Origin of the sequence: Enterobacter sp. 940_PEND (genome assembly GCF_001059415.1) — a bacterium.
In the GTDB taxonomy this organism is placed as follows: domain Bacteria; phylum Pseudomonadota; class Gammaproteobacteria; order Enterobacterales; family Enterobacteriaceae; genus Enterobacter; species Enterobacter cloacae_M.
The window spans coordinates 17,609-36,805 of record NZ_JUMS01000055.1; the positions used below are offsets into that span (position 1 = coordinate 17,609).

Genomic DNA, 19,197 nt, shown 5'->3' on the forward strand with positions numbered 1-19,197 from the left:
TACTATACCGTAAAAGCTTTACCACGCTATCGCCGCTTCAGCTAATGCCACATATTGGTTAATTTCAGGAGATTGTTTCGCGGCGTGCGTTTTTCGGGCGAAAAGCTGCTACTACTTTCTCATCGGTTTCCACATAGGGGCCGTCAAGCAGCTGTATACAATACGGTACACTCGCAAAGATGCCGTGAACGAGGACGCTGCCATCTTCCGCCTTCAGCCCTTCCAGCGTCTCTTTGATCGACTTCGGCTGCCCCGGCAGGTTCAGAATCAACGCCTGCTTGCGGATCACTCCCACCTGGCGGGAAAGAATGGCCGTCGGAACAAAGTGTAGACTGATCTGGCGCATCTGTTCGCCGAAGCCCGGCATTTCACGATCGGCGATCGCCAGCGTTGCGTCCGGCGTCACGTCGCGGCGCGCGGGGCCGGTTCCGCCCGTCGTCAGAACAAGGTGGCAGCTCATCTCATCCACCAGCTCGCAGAGCGTCTGCTCGATGATCGGCTGTTCGTCAGGGATCAGGCGGGTCTGAATGTCAAAGGGGGTGGTCAGCGCGCTGCCAAGCCACTCTTCCAGAGCAGGGATGCCTTTATCCTGGTAAACGCCGCTGGAGGCGCGGTCAGAAATCGACACTAAGCCGATGCGTAAGGTATTCATATCCATTCCATTCAAAAAGTACTGATTAAAGGGAATGATACACGCAGAGAGGAGATTCAGACAGGGGACGAAAGAAGTCGCGTGACCGGGAGTCCGGTCACGCAGAATAATTACAGCAGGTCGCCGATCATTTTTTCCAGTTTGCCCTGGTCAACAGCAAACTTACGGATACCGTCCGCCAGCTTGTCTACAGCCATTGGATCCTGGTTGTGCTGCCACAGGAACTCGGATTCAGTGATGCGCTCTGGGCGTGCTTTCACTTCACCGGTGTAGGACAGCTTACGCTCGATGGTACCTTCGCTTTCTGCCAGCTCTTTCAGCAGCGCAGGGGCGATGGTCAGGCGGTCACAGCCAGCCAGCTCGATGATTTCTCCGACGTTACGGAAGCTTGCGCCCATAACCACTGTCTCATAGCCGTGCTGTTTGTAGTATTCGTAGATTTCAGTAACAGAAACCACGCCTGGATCTTCAGCCGGCGCGTACTCTTTCTTATCGGTGTTAGCTTTGTACCAGTCCAGAATACGGCCCACGAACGGAGAAATCAGGTATACGCCTGCTTCTGCACATGCACGCGCCTGCGCGAAGGAGAACAGCAGGGTCAGGTTACAGTTGATACCGTCTTTTTCCAGCTGCTCTGCCGCGCGGATACCCTGCCAGGTAGAAGCCAGTTTGATCAGGATACGGTCGTTGCTGATGCCAGCGTCGTTGTACATTTTGATCAGGCGTTTCGCTTTCGCGATAGACGCTTCGGTGTCGTAGGAGAGACGTGCATCCACTTCGGTAGAGATACGGCCAGGAACCAGTTTCAGGATTTCCAGACCGATGTTCACTGCCAGCTTGTCGGTGGCATCCACAACCTGCTGCGCGCGGTCATTGCTCTGCGCTTTCGCCCAGGTCACTGCGTCGTCAATCAGTTTGCGATACTCAGGGATCTGTGCGGCGTTAAGGATCAGAGAAGGGTTGGTTGTGGCATCCTGCGGCTGGTACAGCTTCATTGCCGCGATATCTCCGGTGTCAGCTACGACAGTGGTGAACTGACGAAGGGAGGTCAATTTATCCGTCATGATAGTGTTTCTCTTTTAACGTGCCCTGGATAATTCACGCTACCGACAGCATGCCTGCAGCGGAAAAATGACAGGTTTACTTGTTAGGGGGATGTAACCGGTCTGCCCTGATGATAACACGAGTGAGAGGCAGCGCAACCGCAGACAGTGCGCTTAGGTAGAGTATGGTAAACTCGGAAGATTAACAGGCTGCTAAGCAACAGCATGCCCAATCAGTGGTAGCGCTTACATATTCACTTTGGCATCAACAAGAGGGACGTTAATGCCTGATTTCTTTTTCTTTATTAACGAAGTCCTGTGGGGTTCGATAATGATTTACCTGCTTCTGGGAGCAGGTATTTGGTTTACGCTACGCAGTGGGTTTATCCAGTTTCGTTATATTCGCAAGTTTGGCAGAAGTCTGAAAAACAGCGTTACGCCCCAGCCGGGCGGATTAACGTCGTTCCAGGCACTCTGTACCAGCCTGGCGGCACGCCTCGGCAGCGGGAATCTGGCGGGCGTTGCGCTGGCCATCAGCGCCGGTGGGCCAGGCGCGGTTTTCTGGATGTGGGTAACGGCGCTACTCGGGATGGCAACCTCCTTTGCGGAAAGTTCGCTCGCCCAGCTGTATAAAGAGAAAGATAAAAACGGCCAGTTTCGCGGCGGTCCTGCCTGGTACATGGCGCGTGGCTTAGGGATGCGCTGGATGGGCGTTCTGTTCTCGCTTTTTTTACTGCTCGCGTACGGCCTTATTTTTAATACCGTCCAGGCAAATTCTGTCGCCAATGCCCTGCGCTATGCCTTCTCCTGCCCGGAGTGGATCGCCGGTATCGTGTTAGCCCTCGTCGTTTTGCTCACCATTTCAGCCGGTCTCAGGGGCATCGCCCGCCTGATGCAGTGGCTGGTTCCCGTTATGGCGCTGCTTTGGGTTGTCGCGAGCCTGTTCGTCGCCGCACTGCATATCGACCAGGTGCCGGGCGTGATTGCGACCATCGTCAAAAGCGCTTTTGGCTGGCGCGAGGTGGCCTCCGGGGCGCTGGGCTACACCTTCAGCCAGGCGCTGATGGCGGGTTTTCAGCGGGGCATGTTCTCCAATGAAGCCGGAATGGGGTCAACCCCCAACGCGGCCGCTGCCGCCTCTTCCTGGCCGCCACACCCGGCGGCACAGGGCATTGTGCAGATGATTGGCGTCTTTACCGATACCATTATCATCTGCTCCGCCAGCGCCATGATTTTGCTGCTGGCAGGCCCCGTCCCGCATTCTTCTGGTACCGCCGGGATACAGCTTCTCCAGCAGGCGCTGGTGAACCTGACCGGCGGCTGGGGAGCAGGATTTGTCTCGCTCGTCCTGGTGCTGTTTGCCTTCAGTTCGATTGTGGTGAATTACCTCTACGCCGAAAATAACCTTATTTTCCTGAAACTCGACTCCCGCGCCGCAATCGGAACCCTGCGTCTCGCGGTCATTCTGATGATCATCGCTGGCTCCTTCCTCAGTATGCCGCTGGTCTGGCAGCTGGCCGATATCATTATGGCGCTGATGGCGATCACGAACCTCACCGCTATCCTGCTGCTCTCACCCGTTGTGACCCTGATTGCCAGAGACTATCTGCGTCAGCGCAAACTCGGCGTTCCGCCGGTATTTGATCCCGCCCGCTATCCCGACGTTAAGGCGCAGCTTGCCCCCGGCACGTGGGATGATTTGCCGCGGCAATAACAGCTATCGATCAATTCAGGGCGATTTTTTGCTAAAGTCGCTCTAAATTTCCTGCAAGGACTGGATATGCTGATTCTGATTTCACCTGCAAAAACGCTCGACTACCAGAGCCCGCTCGCCACCGAGCGCTATACCCAGCCTGAACTGCTGGACTACTCGCAACAGCTGATCCGCGAAGCGCGTAAACTCTCTGCGCCGCAAATCGCCTCGCTGATGAGCATCAGCGACAAGCTGGCCGATCTTAACGCGACCCGCTTTCACGAGTGGCACCCGGATTTCACCCCGGCAAACGCTCGCCAGGCGATTCTGGCGTTTAAAGGTGATGTCTACACCGGCCTGCAGGCGGAAGATTTTAGCGAAGCCGATTTCGATTTTGCCCAGCAGCATCTGCGCATGCTGTCGGGTCTGTACGGCGTACTGCGCCCGCTGGATCTGATGCAGCCGTATCGTCTGGAGATGGGGATTCGCCTGGAAAATGCCAAAGGCAAAGATCTGTACCATTTCTGGGGCGATATCATTACCGACAAGCTTAATGCGGCGCTGCACGCCCAGGGCGACAACGTGGTGATAAACCTGGCATCCGATGAATACTACAAGTCGGTGAAGCCGAAAAAGCTGGATGCGGAGATTATCAAACCGGTATTCCTCGACGAGAAGAACGGTAAGTTCAAGGTGATCAGCTTCTACGCCAAGAAAGCGCGCGGCCTGATGAGCCGCTACATCATCCAGAACCGCCTGACGAAGCCGGAGCAGCTAACCGCCTTCAACAGCGAAGGCTATTTCTTTGACGAGGCGTCGTCAGGGAAAGGCGAGCTGGTGTTTAAGCGCCACGAGCAGTAAAACAAACCCCGCCAGCTGGCGGGGTTTTGCATTAATGGTGTTTCCAGTCCGGGCCGCGATCGTCGCGGTGGTCATCGTGGTGATGGTCATCGTGACGATCGTCGTGTTTACGATGCTCATCATGTGGACGCCAGTGGTTATCACGCCAGTCATAATGCGCCTTCCACCAGTCGTGGTCGCGCCAGCGGCCGCCGTCCCAGTAATGACCGTTGTTATCCTGGTCGCCAATCTGCAGTTTAACCGCCGGTACGAGGGTAATTTCAGATGCCTGAACCGCCATGGGGGCGGCCAGCACCAGTGAAAGCGCGATGAGTGCAGGTTTCAGTGTAGACACAGGTGACTCCTTATTCTTCTTGCCCAACGTGGGCCGATGTAAGGAGATTACGCGAGGGGAACGGGGGATGTTATTCTCTGCAATCCTAAACGCTAAGTGACCGCATTTATTGGGAATTTCTGCTTTTTTCCTGCTTTTTCTCTCCTTAATTTCTCCATAAAAAAGCCGGGTGGCGGCTTCGCCTTACCCGGCATAGATATCGGTGTTGCGATTGCCGGGTGGCGCTGCGCTTACCCGGCCTACGATTAGGTCGTCGTGGTCGTTGTAGGCCCGGTAAGGCGTAGCCGCCACCGGGCAACACAATCACGCGCGAGTCATCATCAGCTTACGCAGCGCGGCAAAATCTGCCGGCAGCTCATGTGACAGCAGAGGCAGGTCGGCGCGCTCGGCCAGCTCTTTCGGCAGCGGCAGCGTTTCGCCCAGGATCGCTTCTACGCTCTCTTTGAACTTCGCCGGATGCGCGGTGCCCAGGAACAGGCCATATTCACCCGGGTTAAGCTGGTCGCGCAGCGCGCGGTAGGCAATCGCCGCGTGCGGTTCAGAGGTATACCCCACCGCCTTCAGCTCGCGCATGGTCTCTTTGGTGGTTTCATCCGTCACCGCGGCGTAACCCAGGTCACCCAAACGCCAGATCTTACGGCGGAACAGCTCTTCCACGCGCGGCCAGTTGTTCGGCTGTGACACATCCATCGCGTTGGAGAGCGTCGCCTGCGTAGCGTTCGGCGCCCACTTCCCGTCTTTCAGGAAGCGCGGCACGGTGTCGTTGGCGTTGGTCGCGGCGATAAAGCGTTTCACCGGCAGACCCAGGGATTTCGCCAGCAGACCTGCCGTCAGGTCACCGAAGTTACCGCTCGGCACGGAGATCACCAGCTGGTTGCGCGCTTCCTGCGGCAGCTGCGCCACCGCTTCGAAGTAGTAGCAAATCTGCGCCAGCAGACGGCTGATGTTGATGGAGTTAGCAGAGTTCAGACCCAGAGCCACCTTCAGCTCTTCGTCGTCGAAAGCCTGCTTGACCAGCGCCTGGCAGGCATCGAAATCGCCGTCAATTGCCACGGTTTCAATGTTGCCGCCGAGCGTACAGAACAGTTTTTCCTGCAGCGGGCTGATTTTGCCTTTCGGATAGAGGATCACCACGCGGACGTTTTTCAGGCCGTAGAAGGCATGCGCCACCGCCGCACCGGTATCGCCGGATGTCGCGGTCAGGATGGTCACCGGTTTGTCGCCGCTGATGTGGGTCAGCATCTGCGCCATAAAGCGGCCGCCGAAGTCTTTAAACGCCAGCGTCGGGCCGTGGAACAGCTCCAGGCAGCCAACGTCAGGCTCAACCTGCTTAACGGGCGCCGGGAAAGCGAACGCCGCACGCACGCGCTCTTCCAGCAGCTCCTGCGGAATTTCGTCGCCGATAAACGCAGACAGAATTTTGGTGCTGCGGGTGACAAAGTCCTGCTTCAGCAGCTCGTCGATGTCGGTCAGCTGGAATTCCGGCAGGTCATGCGGGAAGAACAGCCCCTGATTTTTGCCCAGCCCCTGAGTTACCGCCTGCGCGAAGCTGACCTGCTCGTTATGATCTTTAAGGTTATAGAGTTTCATTAATTATCCCAGTACTCGTGCGCCAGCCGTGTCCAGACGGCAAATATGAACAAAGCCTTCCTGATTTTGCAGGTAGTGTTTAGAGAGCCAGTCCGCCACGCGCTGCGCGGTGTCAGGCTTGTCGCACAGGGCGAACAGCGTCGGGCCGGAGCCGGAGATGCCGCACGCCTGCGCGCCGATATCCATGGATGCCTGTCGCGCCTCGTTAAAGCCCGGCAGCAGCTTCGTGCGGTACGGCTCGGCAATGACGTCCTTCATCAGCTTCGCCGCCAGCTGCGGCTGACGGGTGTAGCAGGCGTGGATAAAGCCCGCCAGATGACGCCCGTGGGCGATACAGTCCTGACGACGATACTGCGCGGGCAGGATCGCACGCGCTTCCGCGGTAGAGACCTTAATGCCCGGATAGGCTAGCACCCACAGCCACTCATCAAACCCTGGCACCTGCTGGCTGATGATGCCATTTTCTTCGATCATCAGCTGCATGCCGCCGAGGAAGCACGGCGCCACGTTGTCATAGTGAATGCTGCCGGAGATGCGCCCTTCCAGCTCGCCCATCAACCCCAGCAGGCGGTTGTTGTTTAGCGGCTTGCCGCAGTGCTCGTTCATCGCCACCAGCGCGGCGACCACCGAGCAGGCGCTGGAACCCAGACCCGAGCCAATCGGCATACTTTTTTCCAGCGTCATAGCAACCGGCACGTTTTTACCGATCTCCTGACAGAAGCGTTCCCAGCACTGATAGACGATATTCTCGCGCGGGTCTGACGGCAGTTTGCTGGCGAAGCGGCCCACGTTATTCAGGCTGAAGCTGTCTGCCGCTTCCACCGTGACCGTATCGCCCAGCAGTGAACCATCCACCGGCGTCACCGCCGCGCCCAGCACGTCAAATCCGACGCTCATATTCGCGCTGGAAGCCGGGGCATAAACTTTGACCATGTTAAACTCCTAACTTCCATGACAGGGTACGCAGCAGATCGGCAAACACACCCGCCGCCGTAACATCGTTCCCTGCGCCATAGCCGCGAAGCACCAGCGGCAGTGGCTGATAATAGTGGCTGTAAAACGCGAGGGCGTTTTCGCCGTTTTTGACTTTGTACAGCGGGTCGTTGCCATCCACTTCGGCAATCTTCACCCGGCACACGCCATCTTCTTCAATGTTGCCAACATAGCGCAATACCTTACCTTCATCACGGGCTTTCGCAACGCGAGCGGCAAAAGCGTCGTCAAGCTGCGGCAAATTTGCCATGAATGCAGCGACATCACCGCTGCTGTCAAATTCTGCTGGCAGCACGGGTTCAATCACGATATCGGAAAGCTCAAGCTCACGGCCCGTTTCACGGGCGAGGATCAGAAGCTTGCGCGCCACGTCCATACCGGAGAGATCGTCACGCGGATCCGGCTCGGTATAGCCCAGCTCGCGCGCGGCGCGGGTGGCTTCCGACAGGCTCATCCCCTCATCCAGCTTGCCGAAGATAAACGACAGCGAGCCGGAGAGAATGCCGGAGAAACGCTGCAGTTCGTCGCCGGCGTTCAGCAGGTTCTGCAGGTTCTCGATAACCGGCAGGCCCGCGCCCACGTTGGTGTCGTACAGGAACTTGCGGCGCGACTTGCTCGCCGCCAGACGCAGCTGGTGATAGTAATCCATCGACGAGGTGTTGGCCTTTTTGTTCGGCGTCACCACGTGGAACCCCTCGCGCAGGAAGTCGGCGTACTGATCGGCCACCGCCTGGTTCGAGGTACAGTCGACGATCACCGGGTTAAGCAGATGATACTCTTTCACCAGACGGATCAGGCGCCCCAGGTTGAACGGCTCTTTCGCCTCGTTCATCTCGGCCTGCCAGTTTTCCAGGTTAAGGCCATGCACATTGGTCAGCAACGCTCTGGAGTTGGCAATCCCACAGACGCGCAGATCGATATGTTTCTTCTTCAGCCACTCCTGCTGACGCTTCACCTGCTCCAACAGCGCGCCGCCCACCCCGCCGACGCCAATCAGGAACAGTTCGATAACCTGGTCGGTGTTGAACAGCATCTGGTGAACCACGCGTACGCCGGTGGTGGCGTCATCGTTGTCCACAACAACAGAAATTGAACGCTCTGACGAGCCCTGGGCAATCGCCACGATATTGATATTGGCGCGCGCCAGCGCGGCAAAGAACTTGGCGGAGATACCGCGCAGCGTGCGCATGCCGTCGCCGACCACGGAGATAATCGCCAGACGCTCCTGAATGGCGAGCGGCTCCAGCAGCTCTTCTTTCAGCTCCAGGTAGAACTCGTCCTCCAGCGCGCGGCGGGCGCGCAGGCAGTCGGCCTGCGGCACGCAGAAGCTGATGCTGTATTCGGAAGAAGACTGGGTAATCAGCACCACCGAGATACCGTTGCGGGACATAGCAGCAAAGACGCGCGCCGCCATGCCGACCATCCCCTTCATCCCCGGACCGGAGACGCTGAACATCGCCATGTTGTTGAGGTTGGAGATGCCTTTGACCGGCAAACCGTCTTCATCGGTACTCGCGCCAATCAGCGTACCCGGCGCCAGCGGATTACCGGTGTTTTTAATCAGGCAAGGGATCTGGAACTGGGCAATCGGGGAGATGGTACGCGGGTGAAGCACTTTGGCGCCGAAGTAGGAAAGCTCCATCGCTTCCTGGTACGACATCGACTTCAGCAGTCTGGCATCGGGTACCTGGCGCGGGTCGCAGGTATAAACGCCGTCGACGTCAGTCCAGATTTCACAACAGTACGCACGTAAACAGGCGGCCAGCACGGCGGCGGAGTAGTCGGAGCCGTTACGGCCCAGCACCACCAGCTCGCCCTTCTCGTTACCGGCGGTGAAGCCTGCCATCAGGATCATGTGGTCAGACGGAATTTTGCTGGCGGCGATACGGCGGGTTGATTCGGCAATATCAACGGTGGATTCGAGGTAGTGGCCCACCGCCAGCAGTTTTTCAACCGGATCGATTACGGTCACGCTATGGCCGCGCGCTTCCAGCACGCCGGCCATGATGGCGATAGAAAGTTTTTCGCCCCGGCAGATCAGCGCCGCGTTGACGCTGTCCGGGCACTGGCCGAGAAGGCTGATGCCGTGCAGGACATGTTTGATTTGCGCGAACTCCTGCTCAACGAAGGACTTCAGCTGAGCGTGCGGGAAGCCAGGCAGCGCCTCTGCCAGCCCTTGCAGTAAGTCAGCGAAGATACGCTCTGCGTCGCTGATGTTCGGAAGTGCATCCTGGCCACCGATGGTTTTTTCAATCATCGCCACCAGATGGTTCGTGATTTTTGCCGGGGCAGAGAGCACGGTAGCAACCTGCCCCTGCCTGGCGTTGCTTTCCAGGATATCGGCAACACGCAGAAAACGTTCTGCATTTGCCACTGATGTACCGCCGAACTTCAACACTCGCATGGTTCTACCTCGTTTCCTTTAGCCGAAAAAAAAGCCCGCACTGTTCAGGTGCGGGCTTTTTTTTGTTTTTCCTGTACGCGTCAGCCCGCATCGTTACCTGTGGTAATGATGATGGTTGTAGTAATGGTGGTGATGCTGATGCGTTTCATGGATGTTGTGTACTCTGTCATTATTATCTGTCTGTCCTGTATTCTTTTAGGGTTAAAGGATCGGGCACCTTAAGTCAACGAATTTTTAATTTGATCACAATTCGGGAGACTCTCACCTCCCGCTGTTTGCAGATTTATTTTCATCCGATTCGCCCAATAGCAACCCTTCTGGACAGACTTATTCGCCATAGTGAAAACTTATGACAGGATTTTACTCCGCTAATTTTTTTTCAATATCGTGCAGCAAACGGTGCAGCATTGCGGTGTCCCGCTGCTCAAGACGCCCCAAACGCTGCTGCAGCCAGTCAGCCATTTTCTGATCGTCCTCCACCCCCAGCTGAGACAACAGTTGCTCAACGCGAGCGCGCAGCGCAGCCAGCTGATTTTCATTTGCCCCTTCTGCCGGAGGTTGGGGGATTTGTATTAGGGAGGCTAATTGATAGCAGTAGACCATGACCGCCTGGCCTAAATTCAGGGAGGGATAATCGGCGACCATCGGCGCACCGGTAAGAACGTCCGCCAGCTCCAGCTCTTCGTTGGTTAATCCGGAGTCTTCGCGACCAAACACCAGCGCGGCCTTCTCCAGCCACTGGCTTTTCTCGCTCAACATAGGCACCAGCTCCGCTGGCGTGGCATAGTAATGGAACTTCGCACGGCTGCGCGCGGTGGTCGCAACGGTAAACGAAATGTCGTGCAGCGCATCAGCAAGCGTAGCGTAAGTGGTTATATTATCGAGGATATCGCCCGATCCGTGCGCTACCCAACGAGCCGCAGGCTCCAGGTGGGCAGTGCTGTCCACGATACGTAAATCTGTGAACCCCATGGTTTTCATGGCACGCGCGGCAGCGCCTATATTTTCAGCTCTGGCTGGGGCAACCAGTACAATCGACAGATGCATTTATGCTCTCTTTTTAATCAGTTAGCGGGTAAAAATGTGATGCACTTCAACATATTACGCAGCGCGAATTTACAAAATTGCAACACAAATCACCGAAATAGCGTTTCATAACAAATTAAAAACGCTAAACTATTCCTTGTCTGAACAATCAGTTAGAATGTTAACAGAACACTATTATCCTTATGTTTTATAATGATAATAGCAACATGAATACCCTATTCTGATTGGATTCGCTTCGTTTATAAATCAATGTCCGCAACTAGTTGGTTTATTGAAAAATTGTGACAAAGGCTAGCATTCCGCTACGATGATTTCATCAAACTGTTAACGTGCTACAATTGAACTTGATATATGTCAACGAAGCGTAGTTTTATTGGGTGTCTGGTGTCACTTAGCCTGTTATGTTGCTGTTAAAATGGTTAGGATGACAGCCGTTTTTGACACTGTCGGGTCCAAAGGGAAAGTACCCAAGACCAAGCTAATGATGTTGTTGACGTTGATGGAAAGTGCATCAAGAACGCAATTACGTACTTTAGTCACGTTAAGCCGATCATGTTAATTTGCGACATGCATCAGGCAGGTCAGGGACTTTTGTACTTCCTGTTTCGATTTAGTTGGCAATTTAGGTAGCAAACATGCAGACCCCGCACATTCTTATCGTTGAAGACGAGTTGGTAACACGCAACACGTTAAAGAGCATTTTCGAAGCAGAAGGCTACGATGTCTTTGAAGCGACCGATGGCGCAGAGATGCATCAGATCCTTTCTGAAAATGATATCAACCTGGTGATCATGGATATTAACCTGCCGGGCAAAAACGGTCTTCTTCTGGCGCGCGAACTGCGCGAGCAGGCGAACGTCGCGTTAATGTTCCTGACGGGCCGTGATAACGAAGTTGATAAAATTCTTGGCCTGGAAATCGGTGCGGATGACTACATCACCAAGCCGTTCAATCCTCGCGAGTTAACCATTCGTGCACGCAACCTGCTGTCCCGCACCATGAACCTGGGTACGGTCAGCGAAGAGCGTCGTAGCGTAGACAGCTACAAATTCAACGGCTGGGAACTTGATATCAATAGCCGTTCGCTGATTAGCCCGAACGGTGAGCAGTATAAACTGCCGCGCAGTGAATTCCGCGCGATGCTGCACTTCTGCGAAAACCCGGGCAAAATTCAGTCCCGTGCAGAGTTGCTGAAGAAAATGACCGGCCGTGAGCTGAAACCGCACGACCGTACCGTAGACGTGACCATTCGTCGTATTCGTAAGCATTTCGAATCTACGCCAGATACGCCGGAAATCATCGCCACGATCCACGGCGAAGGGTATCGTTTCTGCGGCGATCTGCAGGAGTAATCCCGCAGTTAACGCATTAAAAAACGGCGCCTTTGCGCCGTTTTTTTTATTCCCGCCACGGCATAATCGGCACCGCGCTGATTGCGTTTTTCGGCGAGCCTTCCACCACTTTGTCAGAGTAGGCAAGGTACGCCAGTGTGTTGCGTTTGGCATCATAGAAACGCACCACCTGCAGTTTTTTGAATACCAGCGAAGTCCGTTTCTGGAATACAACGTCGCCCTGCGCTTTGCCGTTTTTAATTTTATCGCTCAACTCAACCGGCCCCACCTGCTGACAAGAAATCGCCGCATCGGAAGTATCTTCCGCCAGTCCCAGCCCGCCTTTGATACCGCCCGTTTTCGCGCGGCTGACGTAGCAGGTGACGTTTTTCACGTCCGGATCGTCAAACGCCTCCACCACGATTTTGTGGTCCGGGCCGAACATTTTGAACACGGTATCGACGGAGCCAATCTGTTCTGCCTGCGCCACGCGCACGACCATCAGCATCAACGCGGTGAAGATCAAAGTCTTGTATTTCATATTGTTACCATTCTTTAAAATTACACTGAGCGATTATTCAACACTTTAGACAAAAATGTAGCAAGATCACAGGATTAGAATATATCTGCCTGTAATGTGCTCTAAAAAGCATGAATGCGCAAAAAAAACACTGAATGCTAAAACATCAAAAAATGCTATTATCCGCTAACCTGTTATCAGGCACCTGCTGTTTTAAGGATGAGGATAGTATATGGATCAGGCTGGAATTATTCGCGACCTGCTCACCTGGCTGGAAGGTCATCTCGACCAGCCTTTGTCACTGGATAATGTGGCGGCTAAAGCAGGCTATTCCAAGTGGCATCTGCAAAGGATGTTCAAGGATGTCACCGGTCATGCTATCGGGGCCTATATTCGCGCACGTCGTTTATCAAAATCTGCGGTGGCTTTGCGCCTGACCGCGCGGCCGATTCTGGATATTGCCCTGCAATATCGTTTCGATTCGCAGCAGACCTTCACCCGCGCCTTTAAAAAACAGTTCTCGTTGACGCCAGCGCTGTATCGTCGCTCGCCTGACTGGAGCTCGTTTGGCATGCGTCCGCCGCTGCGTCTGGGCGAGTTCGCGATGCCGAAATATGAAATTGTCGCGCTGCCGGAAACCCATCTGATCGGCACGACGCAGAGCTACTCCTGTTCACTGGAGCAGATTTCTGAGTTCCGTCATCAGATGCGCGTCCAGTTCTGGCGCGACTTCCTGAGCCACGCACCGACGATCCCGCCAATCCTGTATGGCCTCAACGAAACGCACCCAAGCCAGGAAAAAGACGACGAGCAGGAGGTGTTCTACACCACCGCGCTGACGCCAGAGATGGCGAATGGGTATATTCAGGGTTCGAAGCCTGTCGTGCTGGAAGGCGGCGAATACGTGATGTTCGCCTATGAAGGGCTGGGAACGGGGGTTCAGGAGTTTATCCTGACCGTTTACGGAACCTGCATGCCAATGCTGAATCTGAATCGCCGTAAAGGTCAGGACATTGAGCGCTACTACCCGGCGCAGGATGCCAAACCGGAAGAAGGCCCAATCAATCTGCGTATGGAATTCTTGATTCCGATACGTCGTTAACGCTGCAGTTCGTCAAGCGCAGGGGCATCAAGATGCGAAATGTCCCCTGCCATCTCCACTACCCAGCCCGACGCCAGCCACGCGCTTTCCTGATAATCAATCCGGGAAATGGAGCAGTTGCGCAGACGCAAACGGCGCTCAGCGTAAGCCGGTAACCCCAGAATGGTGCTCACCAGGCAACCCAACGCAATCCCGTGACTCACCAGCAGCGGACGGCTTCCCGCCGGCAGCTTCAGGCATTCCGCCAGGGCGGCATGCATGCGTACGCTAAGCTCCTGCATGGATTCGCCTTCAGGAATTCGACCATCTTCGGTACCGTTCACCAGCGTGCGGCGCCAGCCCTCCTCCGCTTCCGTCAGCGTATCGATATGGCGTTTCTCCAGCACGCCCATATCCAGCTCGCGCAGACGCGGCTCCAGCATGACGTCACAGCCGCAGGCATCTGCGATGATGCGCGCCGTCTGCTGTGTGCGACCTAAATCGCTGGTAATCACGTGGGTAATGCCCAGTGTTCTGGCGCGTTCCGCCACCTGCCACGCTTGCTGCACCCCCTTCTCGGTGAGAGGACTGTCTGACTGGCCTTGAATACGTCGCTCGGCGTTCCACTGCGTTTCACCGTGGCGAACAAGGTATACCTGTAACATGCTTTTTTTCCGTTATACTGCGATGAGTTTTTTTTGAATCGAGCTTAATTATGCACCATGTTGTCTCTGCTACCACTAATCCTGCCAAAATTCAGGCAATTCTAAGGGCATTTGACGAGATCTTCGGCGCAGGATCCTGCCATATTGAGGCCATCGGCGTCGAGAGTGGCGTTCCTGAACAGCCGTTTGGCAGCGAGGAAACGCGCGCTGGCGCACGAAATCGCGTGGCAAACGCTAAGGCTGCCGCACCAGATGCTGACTTTTGGGTAGCGATTGAAGCAGGTATCGACGAAGGCGCAACCTTTAGCTGGGTTGTCATCGAAAGCCGCGAGCAGCGCGGTGAAGCGCGTTCGGCCACCCTGCCGCTGCCGGAAATCATTCTGGAAAAAGTCCGTGCGGGTGAAGCGCTCGGGCCAGTGATGTCGCAGTACACCGGCATCGATGAGATTGGCCGTAAAGAAGGGGCTATTGGCGTCTTTACCGCTGGCAAGCTGACGCGTTCAGGCGTTTACCACCAGGCCGTGATTCTGGCGTTAAGCCCGTTCCATAACGCGATTTATCGGTAAGTTTGTTGGCCGGATAAAGAAAAGCCGTCATCCGGCATTTTTCAGCAATACCGCTTCCAGCCACTGGCGCAGCTCAACCGGCGCCGACTTCAGGCTGTTCGAGCCGCGGGTGATCGTTGCAATGCCCGCGCCGAGCTCATTTTTCAGCTCGCGCTGGCTCATTTCTCCGCGCAGCAGCTCTTCAATGATCCGCACGCGCGTGCCAAGCGCCTCACGCTCGTCCGGCGTGAGCATCAGCTGCATCAGGGGTAAATGCAGATCCTGTTCGTAAGACTGACGCAGCAGCTCCACAAAACGAAGCCACTCCAGATGACGTTGTTCGGCCATTGCCGAGGAATACGGGGAATGCTGGGTCATGTTATGCTGCCTCTTGTACTCTTTAGCGAGTACAGCATAACACAACCCACGCCGATCAGTAACGTCTCTGCCACTCGGCATCGCTCATCAGGGTATCTTTCTGCCCCATGAAGTAGCGATAGTAAGCGTCATAGGCCAGCACGTTCTTCACGTAGCCGCGCGTTTCCGAGAACGGGATGCTCTCCACAAACGCTACCGCGTCGATGCGTCCGGCGCTGTTGCCGAGCCAGGTGCGCACGCGTCCTGGCCCCGCGTTATACGCCGCCGATGAGAAGATGCGGTTATTGCCGAACTGCTGATACACGTACTGGAGATAGCTGGTACCGATATTGATGTTGGTATCCGGATCCAGAAGCTGCGACGGACTGCTGTACCCCGGAATATTAAACATCTTCACCGTGTGCGTCGCCGTGCCTGGCATAATCTGCATCAGGCCGCTGGCGCCCACCGGAGAACGGACTTTCGGGTTCCAGGCGCTCTCCTGACGGGCAATCGCCATCGCGTAGCTTTGCGGGATATCTTTGCCGCTGGTGTAGCGATCGAAAAGATCTTTGTACGCCAGCGGGAAACGCTCTTCCAGATGATCCCAAAGCTTGCCGGCGATCGTCGCCTGCACGCTGAGATCCCACCAGTGATTATCAAACGCATAGCGGGCAAGCTGGGCTTTCTCATCGGTGGTGCGGCTGGTCACCAGATTCGCCCACTCGCTGCGCGCGGTGTTATCCATATTCCAGTACATCAGCTCGCGAACGCGCGCCATTTCTGGCCCCTGCGTCAGCGCCGGGTTCGCGTTGGCAGGCGCTTTATCTATACGGAAGGTGTATTCCTCACCCAGACGCTGCGCGGCAGCCATTGGGTAAAACCCGCGCTGCTGCATCAGCGTATGGAGGATCTCTTTGGCTTCATCATCACGGCCGCGCTCCATCAGCAGATCGGCCTGCCAGTAGCGCCATTCGTCTTTCTCTTTGGCCTCCATTGGCAAGCGCGCGAGCCATGTATTCAGCCCACGGCGATCGCCCGTGCCCAGCGCCATGCGCACGCGGCGTTCCACCAGCGACGTAGAATTCGAACGCATAATCGCATCGTCACGCCAGCGCGCCTGTTCATCGGTCACATCGGTGCCCATCAGTCGCCACGCCACAATGTCGCGCAGCTCCTGGGTTTGCTCCTCATTGAGCTGCTGCGCCTGCACCAGCTGCGGGATCATCAGCCGCGCGTTTTCCACATCGTCACGCGCCACGCTGGCAAAGGCCACCGCCGCCATCTGGCGGGTAAAATCGGTCGCGCCCGTACTGCGGGCAAAGGTCAGCACGCTGTTGGGATCGTTTGCAAGCCCGATAACCGCGGTAGAGATCGTCTGGTAATCGGACGGCATCTGCCCCGCCAGCGTGGTCACCAGACGCGTGTTACCCGCTTTCATCGCCAGACGGATGCGCTCAAGGTAGGAGAGCGGATCCTGCTTGCCGGAAGCACGCCACGCGCTAAACAGGGAATCACAGGCGTTCGGCTGGTTTTTTCCGGTCAGCCAGAGCTCTTTCGCCCCGGCCCAGGCCTCTTCCTGCTGACCGGTCGCCCATTTTGCGTAGTAATAGTTACACTGGGCTTCGGTGGCATTCGGCTTCTCAGGGCTAAACGCCAGCAGGCCGCGCCAGTCTTCGCGACGCGCCAGCTCATTCACAAAGCGAGACTGGAGATTTCGGGCAGGCGGCAGGGTAGGGTTCGCCTGAATGAAGTTATTCACGGTGACGGTAGGCTGGTTCATCAGGTCGTCCGTAATCTGGCGATACTCCAGATACGGATACAGCGGATAATCCTTTAGCGTCGGCATTAGCGCCTGCACGGTATCCATCTGCTTGTTGTCCCACGCCTGTTTAATCTGGGCGTAGCGGTTACGTTGTTCATCCAGTGAATCGGCATGCACCGCCTGGCTTACCGCCATTACGCATACGCTGGCAGCCAGCAGACGCCAGACCACCCGTTTGGCTTTTTCCACAAGCTCTTCCTCATTGTTTTTTCGTCAATTGCAGCGTCTTGCTACGTCAAAGTCTAATTAACTTATGCTAACCAGGCATCCTTCAACGCGCCACGTCATGGACACTTTTTTACCTTTCTTGCGCGTTTTAACACTCCCGACGTTCCTGGCTGGGATTAGGACGTGAAAAAGGCTACACTTCGAGGCTGAAATTCCTTCTCATTACGATAAAAGAGGCGAAGTCCAACGTGGCTCAATTCGTTTATACCATGCATCGTGTCGGCAAAGTTGTCCCGCCGAAACGTCATATTCTTAAAAATATCTCGCTGAGCTTCTTCCCGGGCGCAAAAATCGGTGTTCTGGGTCTCAACGGTGCCGGTAAGTCCACCCTGCTGCGCATCATGGCCGGCATTGATACAGACATCGAAGGTGAAGCCCGTCCGCAGCCTGGCATCAAGATTGGTTACCTGCCGCAGGAACCTCAGCTGAACCCGGAACACACCGTTCGCGAATCCGTTGAAGAAGCGGTATCCGAAGTGGTTAACGCGCTGAAAGGTCTGGACGAAGTGTATGCCAAATACGCCGAGCCGGATGCGGACTTCGACAAGCTGGCCGCACAGCAGGGCAAGTATGAAGAGATCATCCAGGCGCACGACGGTCACAACCTGAACGTGCAGCTGGAGCGCGCGGCTGATGCCCTGCGTCTGCCGGACTGGGATGCGAAAATCGCTAACCTCTCCGGTGGTGAACGCCGCCGCGTGGCGCTGTGCCGCCTGCTGCTGGAAAAACCAGACATGCTGCTGCTCGACGAACCGACTAACCACCTGGATGCAGAATCCGTGGCGTGGCTGGAGCGCTTCCTGCACGACTTCGAAGGTACCGTTGTGGCGATTACCCACGACCGTTACTTCCTCGACAACGTCGCTGGCTGGATCCTGGAGCTGGACCGCGGTGAAGGTATTCCGTGGGAAGGCAACTACTCTTCCTGGCTGGAGCAGAAAGATCAGCGTCTGGCGCAGGAAGCTTCACAGGAAGCGGCGCGTCGTAAGTCTATCGAGAAAGAGCTGGAGTGGGTTCGTCAGGGCGCGAAAGGCCGCCAGTCTAAGGGCAAAGCCCGTCTGGCACGCTTCGAAGAGCTGAACAACACCGAATACCAGAAACGTAACGAAACCAACGAACTGTTTATTCCACCTGGAGCACGTCTGGGGGATAAAGTGGTTGAAGTGACCAACCTGCGTAAGTCCTACGGCGACCGTCTGCTGATCGACGACCTGACCTTCTCCGTACCGAAAGGCGCTATCGTTGGCATCATCGGTCCGAACGGCGCGGGTAAATCGACCCTGTTCCGCATGATGTCCGGTCAGGAACAGCCTGACAGCGGCTCTATCACCCTGGGTGAGACCGTGAAGCTGGCCTCCGTTGACCAGTTCCGTGACGCGATGGACAACAGCAAAACCGTGTGGGAAGAAGTCTCCGGCGGTCTGGATATCATGCGTATCGGCAACACCGAGATGCCAAGCCGCGCCTATGTTGGCCGCTTTAACTTTAAAGGCACCGACCAGGGCAAACGCGTGGGCGAACTGTCCGGCGGTGAGCGCGGTCGTCTGCACCTGGCGAAGCTGCTGCAGGTGGGCGGTAACGTTCTGCTGCTTGATGAACCAACCAACGACCTGGATATTGAAACCCTGCGCGCGCTGGAAAACGCCCTGCTGGAGTTCCCGGGCTGCGCGATGGTTATCTCGCACGACCGCTGGTTCCTGGACCGTATCGCGACCCACATCCTGGACTACCAGGACGAAGGTAAAGTGGAGTTCTTCGAAGGTAACTTCACCGAATACGAAGAGTACAAGAAACGCACGCTGGGCGCCGACGCGCTGGAGCCGAAGCGTATTAAGTACAAGCGTATTGCGAAATAAAAGCAAAACGGCAACCTCGGTTGCCGTTTTTTATGTTTGTACCCTCTCCCCGTGGGAGAGGGATCTCCAGTAATTTCCCAACTCGAAGCGATAAACATTTCTTCAGTAAAATAAATGGATTGCAGCGACACCCTGGTCCGGCTGTAAATCGCTGAGGCGTTTCCTGCAGGCC

19 protein-coding genes and 1 other annotated feature are annotated in these 19,197 nt (G+C 55.9%); of the genes, 6 read left to right on the forward strand and 13 right to left on the reverse strand.

What is annotated here, in order from left to right:
• Positions 1-64: 64 nt before the first annotated feature.
• Together mog and tal are read right to left on the reverse strand one after the other, a co-directional pair.
• Positions 65-652, reverse strand: coding sequence for a molybdopterin adenylyltransferase (gene mog, locus ADJ24_RS08180; RefSeq protein WP_023310343.1), 588 nt, complete (start codon positions 650-652; stop codon positions 65-67).
• Between the two features lie 110 nt (positions 653-762).
• Positions 763-1,716, reverse strand: a complete 954-nt coding sequence (gene tal, locus ADJ24_RS08185; protein ID WP_023310342.1) for a transaldolase — start codon at positions 1,714-1,716, stop codon at positions 763-765.
• Positions 1,717-1,978: 262 nt separating this feature from the next.
• On the opposite strand from tal, the gene ADJ24_RS08190 reads away from it, so the two are divergent.
• Both ADJ24_RS08190 and yaaA read left to right on the forward strand, forming a co-directional pair.
• Complete coding sequence (locus ADJ24_RS08190; RefSeq protein WP_023310341.1) at positions 1,979-3,409, forward strand: alanine/glycine:cation symporter family protein; 1,431 nt, start codon at positions 1,979-1,981, stop codon at positions 3,407-3,409.
• Between the two features lie 66 nt (positions 3,410-3,475).
• The gene (yaaA, locus tag ADJ24_RS08195; RefSeq protein WP_023310340.1) at positions 3,476-4,249 is read left to right on the forward strand and encodes a peroxide stress protein YaaA; all 774 of its coding nucleotides are present in this window, start codon (positions 3,476-3,478) and stop codon (positions 4,247-4,249) included.
• Positions 4,250-4,280: 31 nt separating this feature from the next.
• Here the strand turns inward: yaaA and ADJ24_RS08200 are convergent, their stop codons facing one another.
• The 7 genes from ADJ24_RS08200 to yjjY form a co-directional block, all read right to left on the reverse strand.
• On the reverse strand, positions 4,281-4,583 hold the full coding sequence (locus ADJ24_RS08200) for a DUF2502 domain-containing protein (protein ID WP_023310339.1): 303 nt from the start codon (positions 4,581-4,583) through the stop codon (positions 4,281-4,283).
• A gap of 303 nt (positions 4,584-4,886) precedes the next feature.
• Positions 4,887-6,173 (reverse strand): threonine synthase, encoded by a 1,287-nt coding sequence (gene thrC, locus ADJ24_RS08205; protein ID WP_023310338.1) that lies wholly within the window; start codon positions 6,171-6,173, stop codon positions 4,887-4,889.
• 3 nt (positions 6,174-6,176) lie between these two features.
• Positions 6,177-7,106, reverse strand: coding sequence for a homoserine kinase (thrB, locus tag ADJ24_RS08210; protein WP_023310337.1), 930 nt, complete (start codon positions 7,104-7,106; stop codon positions 6,177-6,179).
• A 1-nt stretch (position 7,107) separates the two neighbouring features.
• Positions 7,108-9,570 (reverse strand): bifunctional aspartate kinase/homoserine dehydrogenase I, encoded by a 2,463-nt coding sequence (gene thrA, locus ADJ24_RS08215; RefSeq protein WP_023310336.1) that lies wholly within the window; start codon positions 9,568-9,570, stop codon positions 7,108-7,110.
• Between the two features lie 24 nt (positions 9,571-9,594).
• Positions 9,595-9,712: a sequence feature (Thr leader region), on the reverse strand.
• Positions 9,651-9,719, reverse strand: coding sequence for a thr operon leader peptide (gene thrL, locus ADJ24_RS24045; protein ID WP_015572623.1), 69 nt, complete (start codon positions 9,717-9,719; stop codon positions 9,651-9,653). Its footprint overlaps the feature before it by 62 nt.
• A gap of 211 nt (positions 9,720-9,930) precedes the next feature.
• Positions 9,931-10,617 (reverse strand): tRNA/rRNA methyltransferase, encoded by a 687-nt coding sequence (locus ADJ24_RS08220; RefSeq protein WP_023310335.1) that lies wholly within the window; start codon positions 10,615-10,617, stop codon positions 9,931-9,933.
• 399 nt (positions 10,618-11,016) lie between these two features.
• Positions 11,017-11,157 (reverse strand): protein YjjY, encoded by a 141-nt coding sequence (yjjY, locus tag ADJ24_RS24995; RefSeq protein ID WP_085928893.1) that lies wholly within the window; start codon positions 11,155-11,157, stop codon positions 11,017-11,019.
• Between the two features lie 95 nt (positions 11,158-11,252).
• Here yjjY and arcA point away from each other — a divergent pair, with 95 nt between their 5' ends.
• Positions 11,253-11,969 (forward strand): two-component system response regulator ArcA, encoded by a 717-nt coding sequence (gene arcA / locus ADJ24_RS08225; RefSeq protein ID WP_003856501.1) that lies wholly within the window; start codon positions 11,253-11,255, stop codon positions 11,967-11,969.
• A 46-nt stretch (positions 11,970-12,015) separates the two neighbouring features.
• Here the strand turns inward: arcA and creA are convergent, their stop codons facing one another.
• Complete coding sequence (gene creA, locus ADJ24_RS08230; protein ID WP_023310334.1) at positions 12,016-12,489, reverse strand: protein CreA; 474 nt, start codon at positions 12,487-12,489, stop codon at positions 12,016-12,018.
• Positions 12,490-12,700: 211 nt separating this feature from the next.
• Here creA and robA point away from each other — a divergent pair, with 211 nt between their 5' ends.
• Positions 12,701-13,570 (forward strand): MDR efflux pump AcrAB transcriptional activator RobA, encoded by an 870-nt coding sequence (robA, locus tag ADJ24_RS08235; RefSeq protein ID WP_023310333.1) that lies wholly within the window; start codon positions 12,701-12,703, stop codon positions 13,568-13,570.
• On the opposite strand, the gene gpmB is transcribed toward robA, so the two are convergent.
• A complete protein-coding gene (gpmB, locus tag ADJ24_RS08240) occupies positions 13,567-14,214 on the reverse strand; it encodes a 2,3-diphosphoglycerate-dependent phosphoglycerate mutase GpmB (protein ID WP_023310332.1) in 648 nt (215 codons plus the stop codon). The two genes, robA and gpmB, sit on opposite strands and share 4 nt — an antisense overlap.
• A 50-nt stretch (positions 14,215-14,264) precedes the next feature.
• On the opposite strand from gpmB, the gene yjjX reads away from it, so the two are divergent.
• Positions 14,265-14,780 (forward strand): inosine/xanthosine triphosphatase, encoded by a 516-nt coding sequence (yjjX, locus tag ADJ24_RS08245; RefSeq protein ID WP_023310331.1) that lies wholly within the window; start codon positions 14,265-14,267, stop codon positions 14,778-14,780.
• Between the two features lie 27 nt (positions 14,781-14,807).
• On the opposite strand, the gene trpR is transcribed toward yjjX, so the two are convergent.
• Both trpR and sltY read right to left on the reverse strand, forming a co-directional pair.
• Entirely contained in the window at positions 14,808-15,137 is a 330-nt protein-coding gene (gene trpR, locus ADJ24_RS08250) for a trp operon repressor (RefSeq protein ID WP_023310330.1), read from the reverse strand.
• 55 nt (positions 15,138-15,192) lie between these two features.
• The gene (gene sltY, locus ADJ24_RS08255) at positions 15,193-17,130 is read right to left on the reverse strand and encodes a murein transglycosylase (protein ID WP_023310329.1); all 1,938 of its coding nucleotides are present in this window, start codon (positions 17,128-17,130) and stop codon (positions 15,193-15,195) included.
• 227 nt (positions 17,131-17,357) lie between these two features.
• Here sltY and ettA point away from each other — a divergent pair, with 227 nt between their 5' ends.
• Positions 17,358-19,025 (forward strand): energy-dependent translational throttle protein EttA, encoded by a 1,668-nt coding sequence (ettA, locus tag ADJ24_RS08260; protein ID WP_006810191.1) that lies wholly within the window; start codon positions 17,358-17,360, stop codon positions 19,023-19,025.
• Positions 19,026-19,197: the final 172 nt, after the last annotated feature.

Bases quoted from the DNA above. Each gene is read 5' to 3' on its own strand.
- yjjX (WP_023310331.1), top strand. From the start codon at position 14,265: ATGCACCATGTTGTCTCTGCTACCACTAATCCTGCCAAAATTCAGGCA.
- yaaA (WP_023310340.1), top strand. From the start codon at position 3,476: ATGCTGATTCTGATTTCACCTGCAAAAACGCTCGACTACCAGAGCCCG.
- tal (WP_023310342.1), bottom strand. From the start codon at position 1,716: ATGACGGATAAATTGACCTCCCTTCGTCAGTTCACCACTGTCGTAGCT.
- ADJ24_RS08220 (WP_023310335.1), bottom strand. From the start codon at position 10,617: ATGCATCTGTCGATTGTACTGGTTGCCCCAGCCAGAGCTGAAAATATA.
- gpmB (WP_023310332.1), bottom strand. From the start codon at position 14,214: ATGTTACAGGTATACCTTGTTCGCCACGGTGAAACGCAGTGGAACGCC.
- trpR (WP_023310330.1), bottom strand. From the start codon at position 15,137: ATGACCCAGCATTCCCCGTATTCCTCGGCAATGGCCGAACAACGTCAT.
- creA (WP_023310334.1), bottom strand. From the start codon at position 12,489: ATGAAATACAAGACTTTGATCTTCACCGCGTTGATGCTGATGGTCGTG.
- thrA (WP_023310336.1), bottom strand. From the start codon at position 9,570: ATGCGAGTGTTGAAGTTCGGCGGTACATCAGTGGCAAATGCAGAACGT.
- thrC (WP_023310338.1), bottom strand. From the start codon at position 6,173: ATGAAACTCTATAACCTTAAAGATCATAACGAGCAGGTCAGCTTCGCG.
- thrB (WP_023310337.1), bottom strand. From the start codon at position 7,106: ATGGTCAAAGTTTATGCCCCGGCTTCCAGCGCGAATATGAGCGTCGGA.
- mog (WP_023310343.1), bottom strand. From the start codon at position 652: ATGAATACCTTACGCATCGGCTTAGTGTCGATTTCTGACCGCGCCTCC.
- arcA (WP_003856501.1), top strand. From the start codon at position 11,253: ATGCAGACCCCGCACATTCTTATCGTTGAAGACGAGTTGGTAACACGC.
- ADJ24_RS08190 (WP_023310341.1), top strand. From the start codon at position 1,979: ATGCCTGATTTCTTTTTCTTTATTAACGAAGTCCTGTGGGGTTCGATA.
- robA (WP_023310333.1), top strand. From the start codon at position 12,701: ATGGATCAGGCTGGAATTATTCGCGACCTGCTCACCTGGCTGGAAGGT.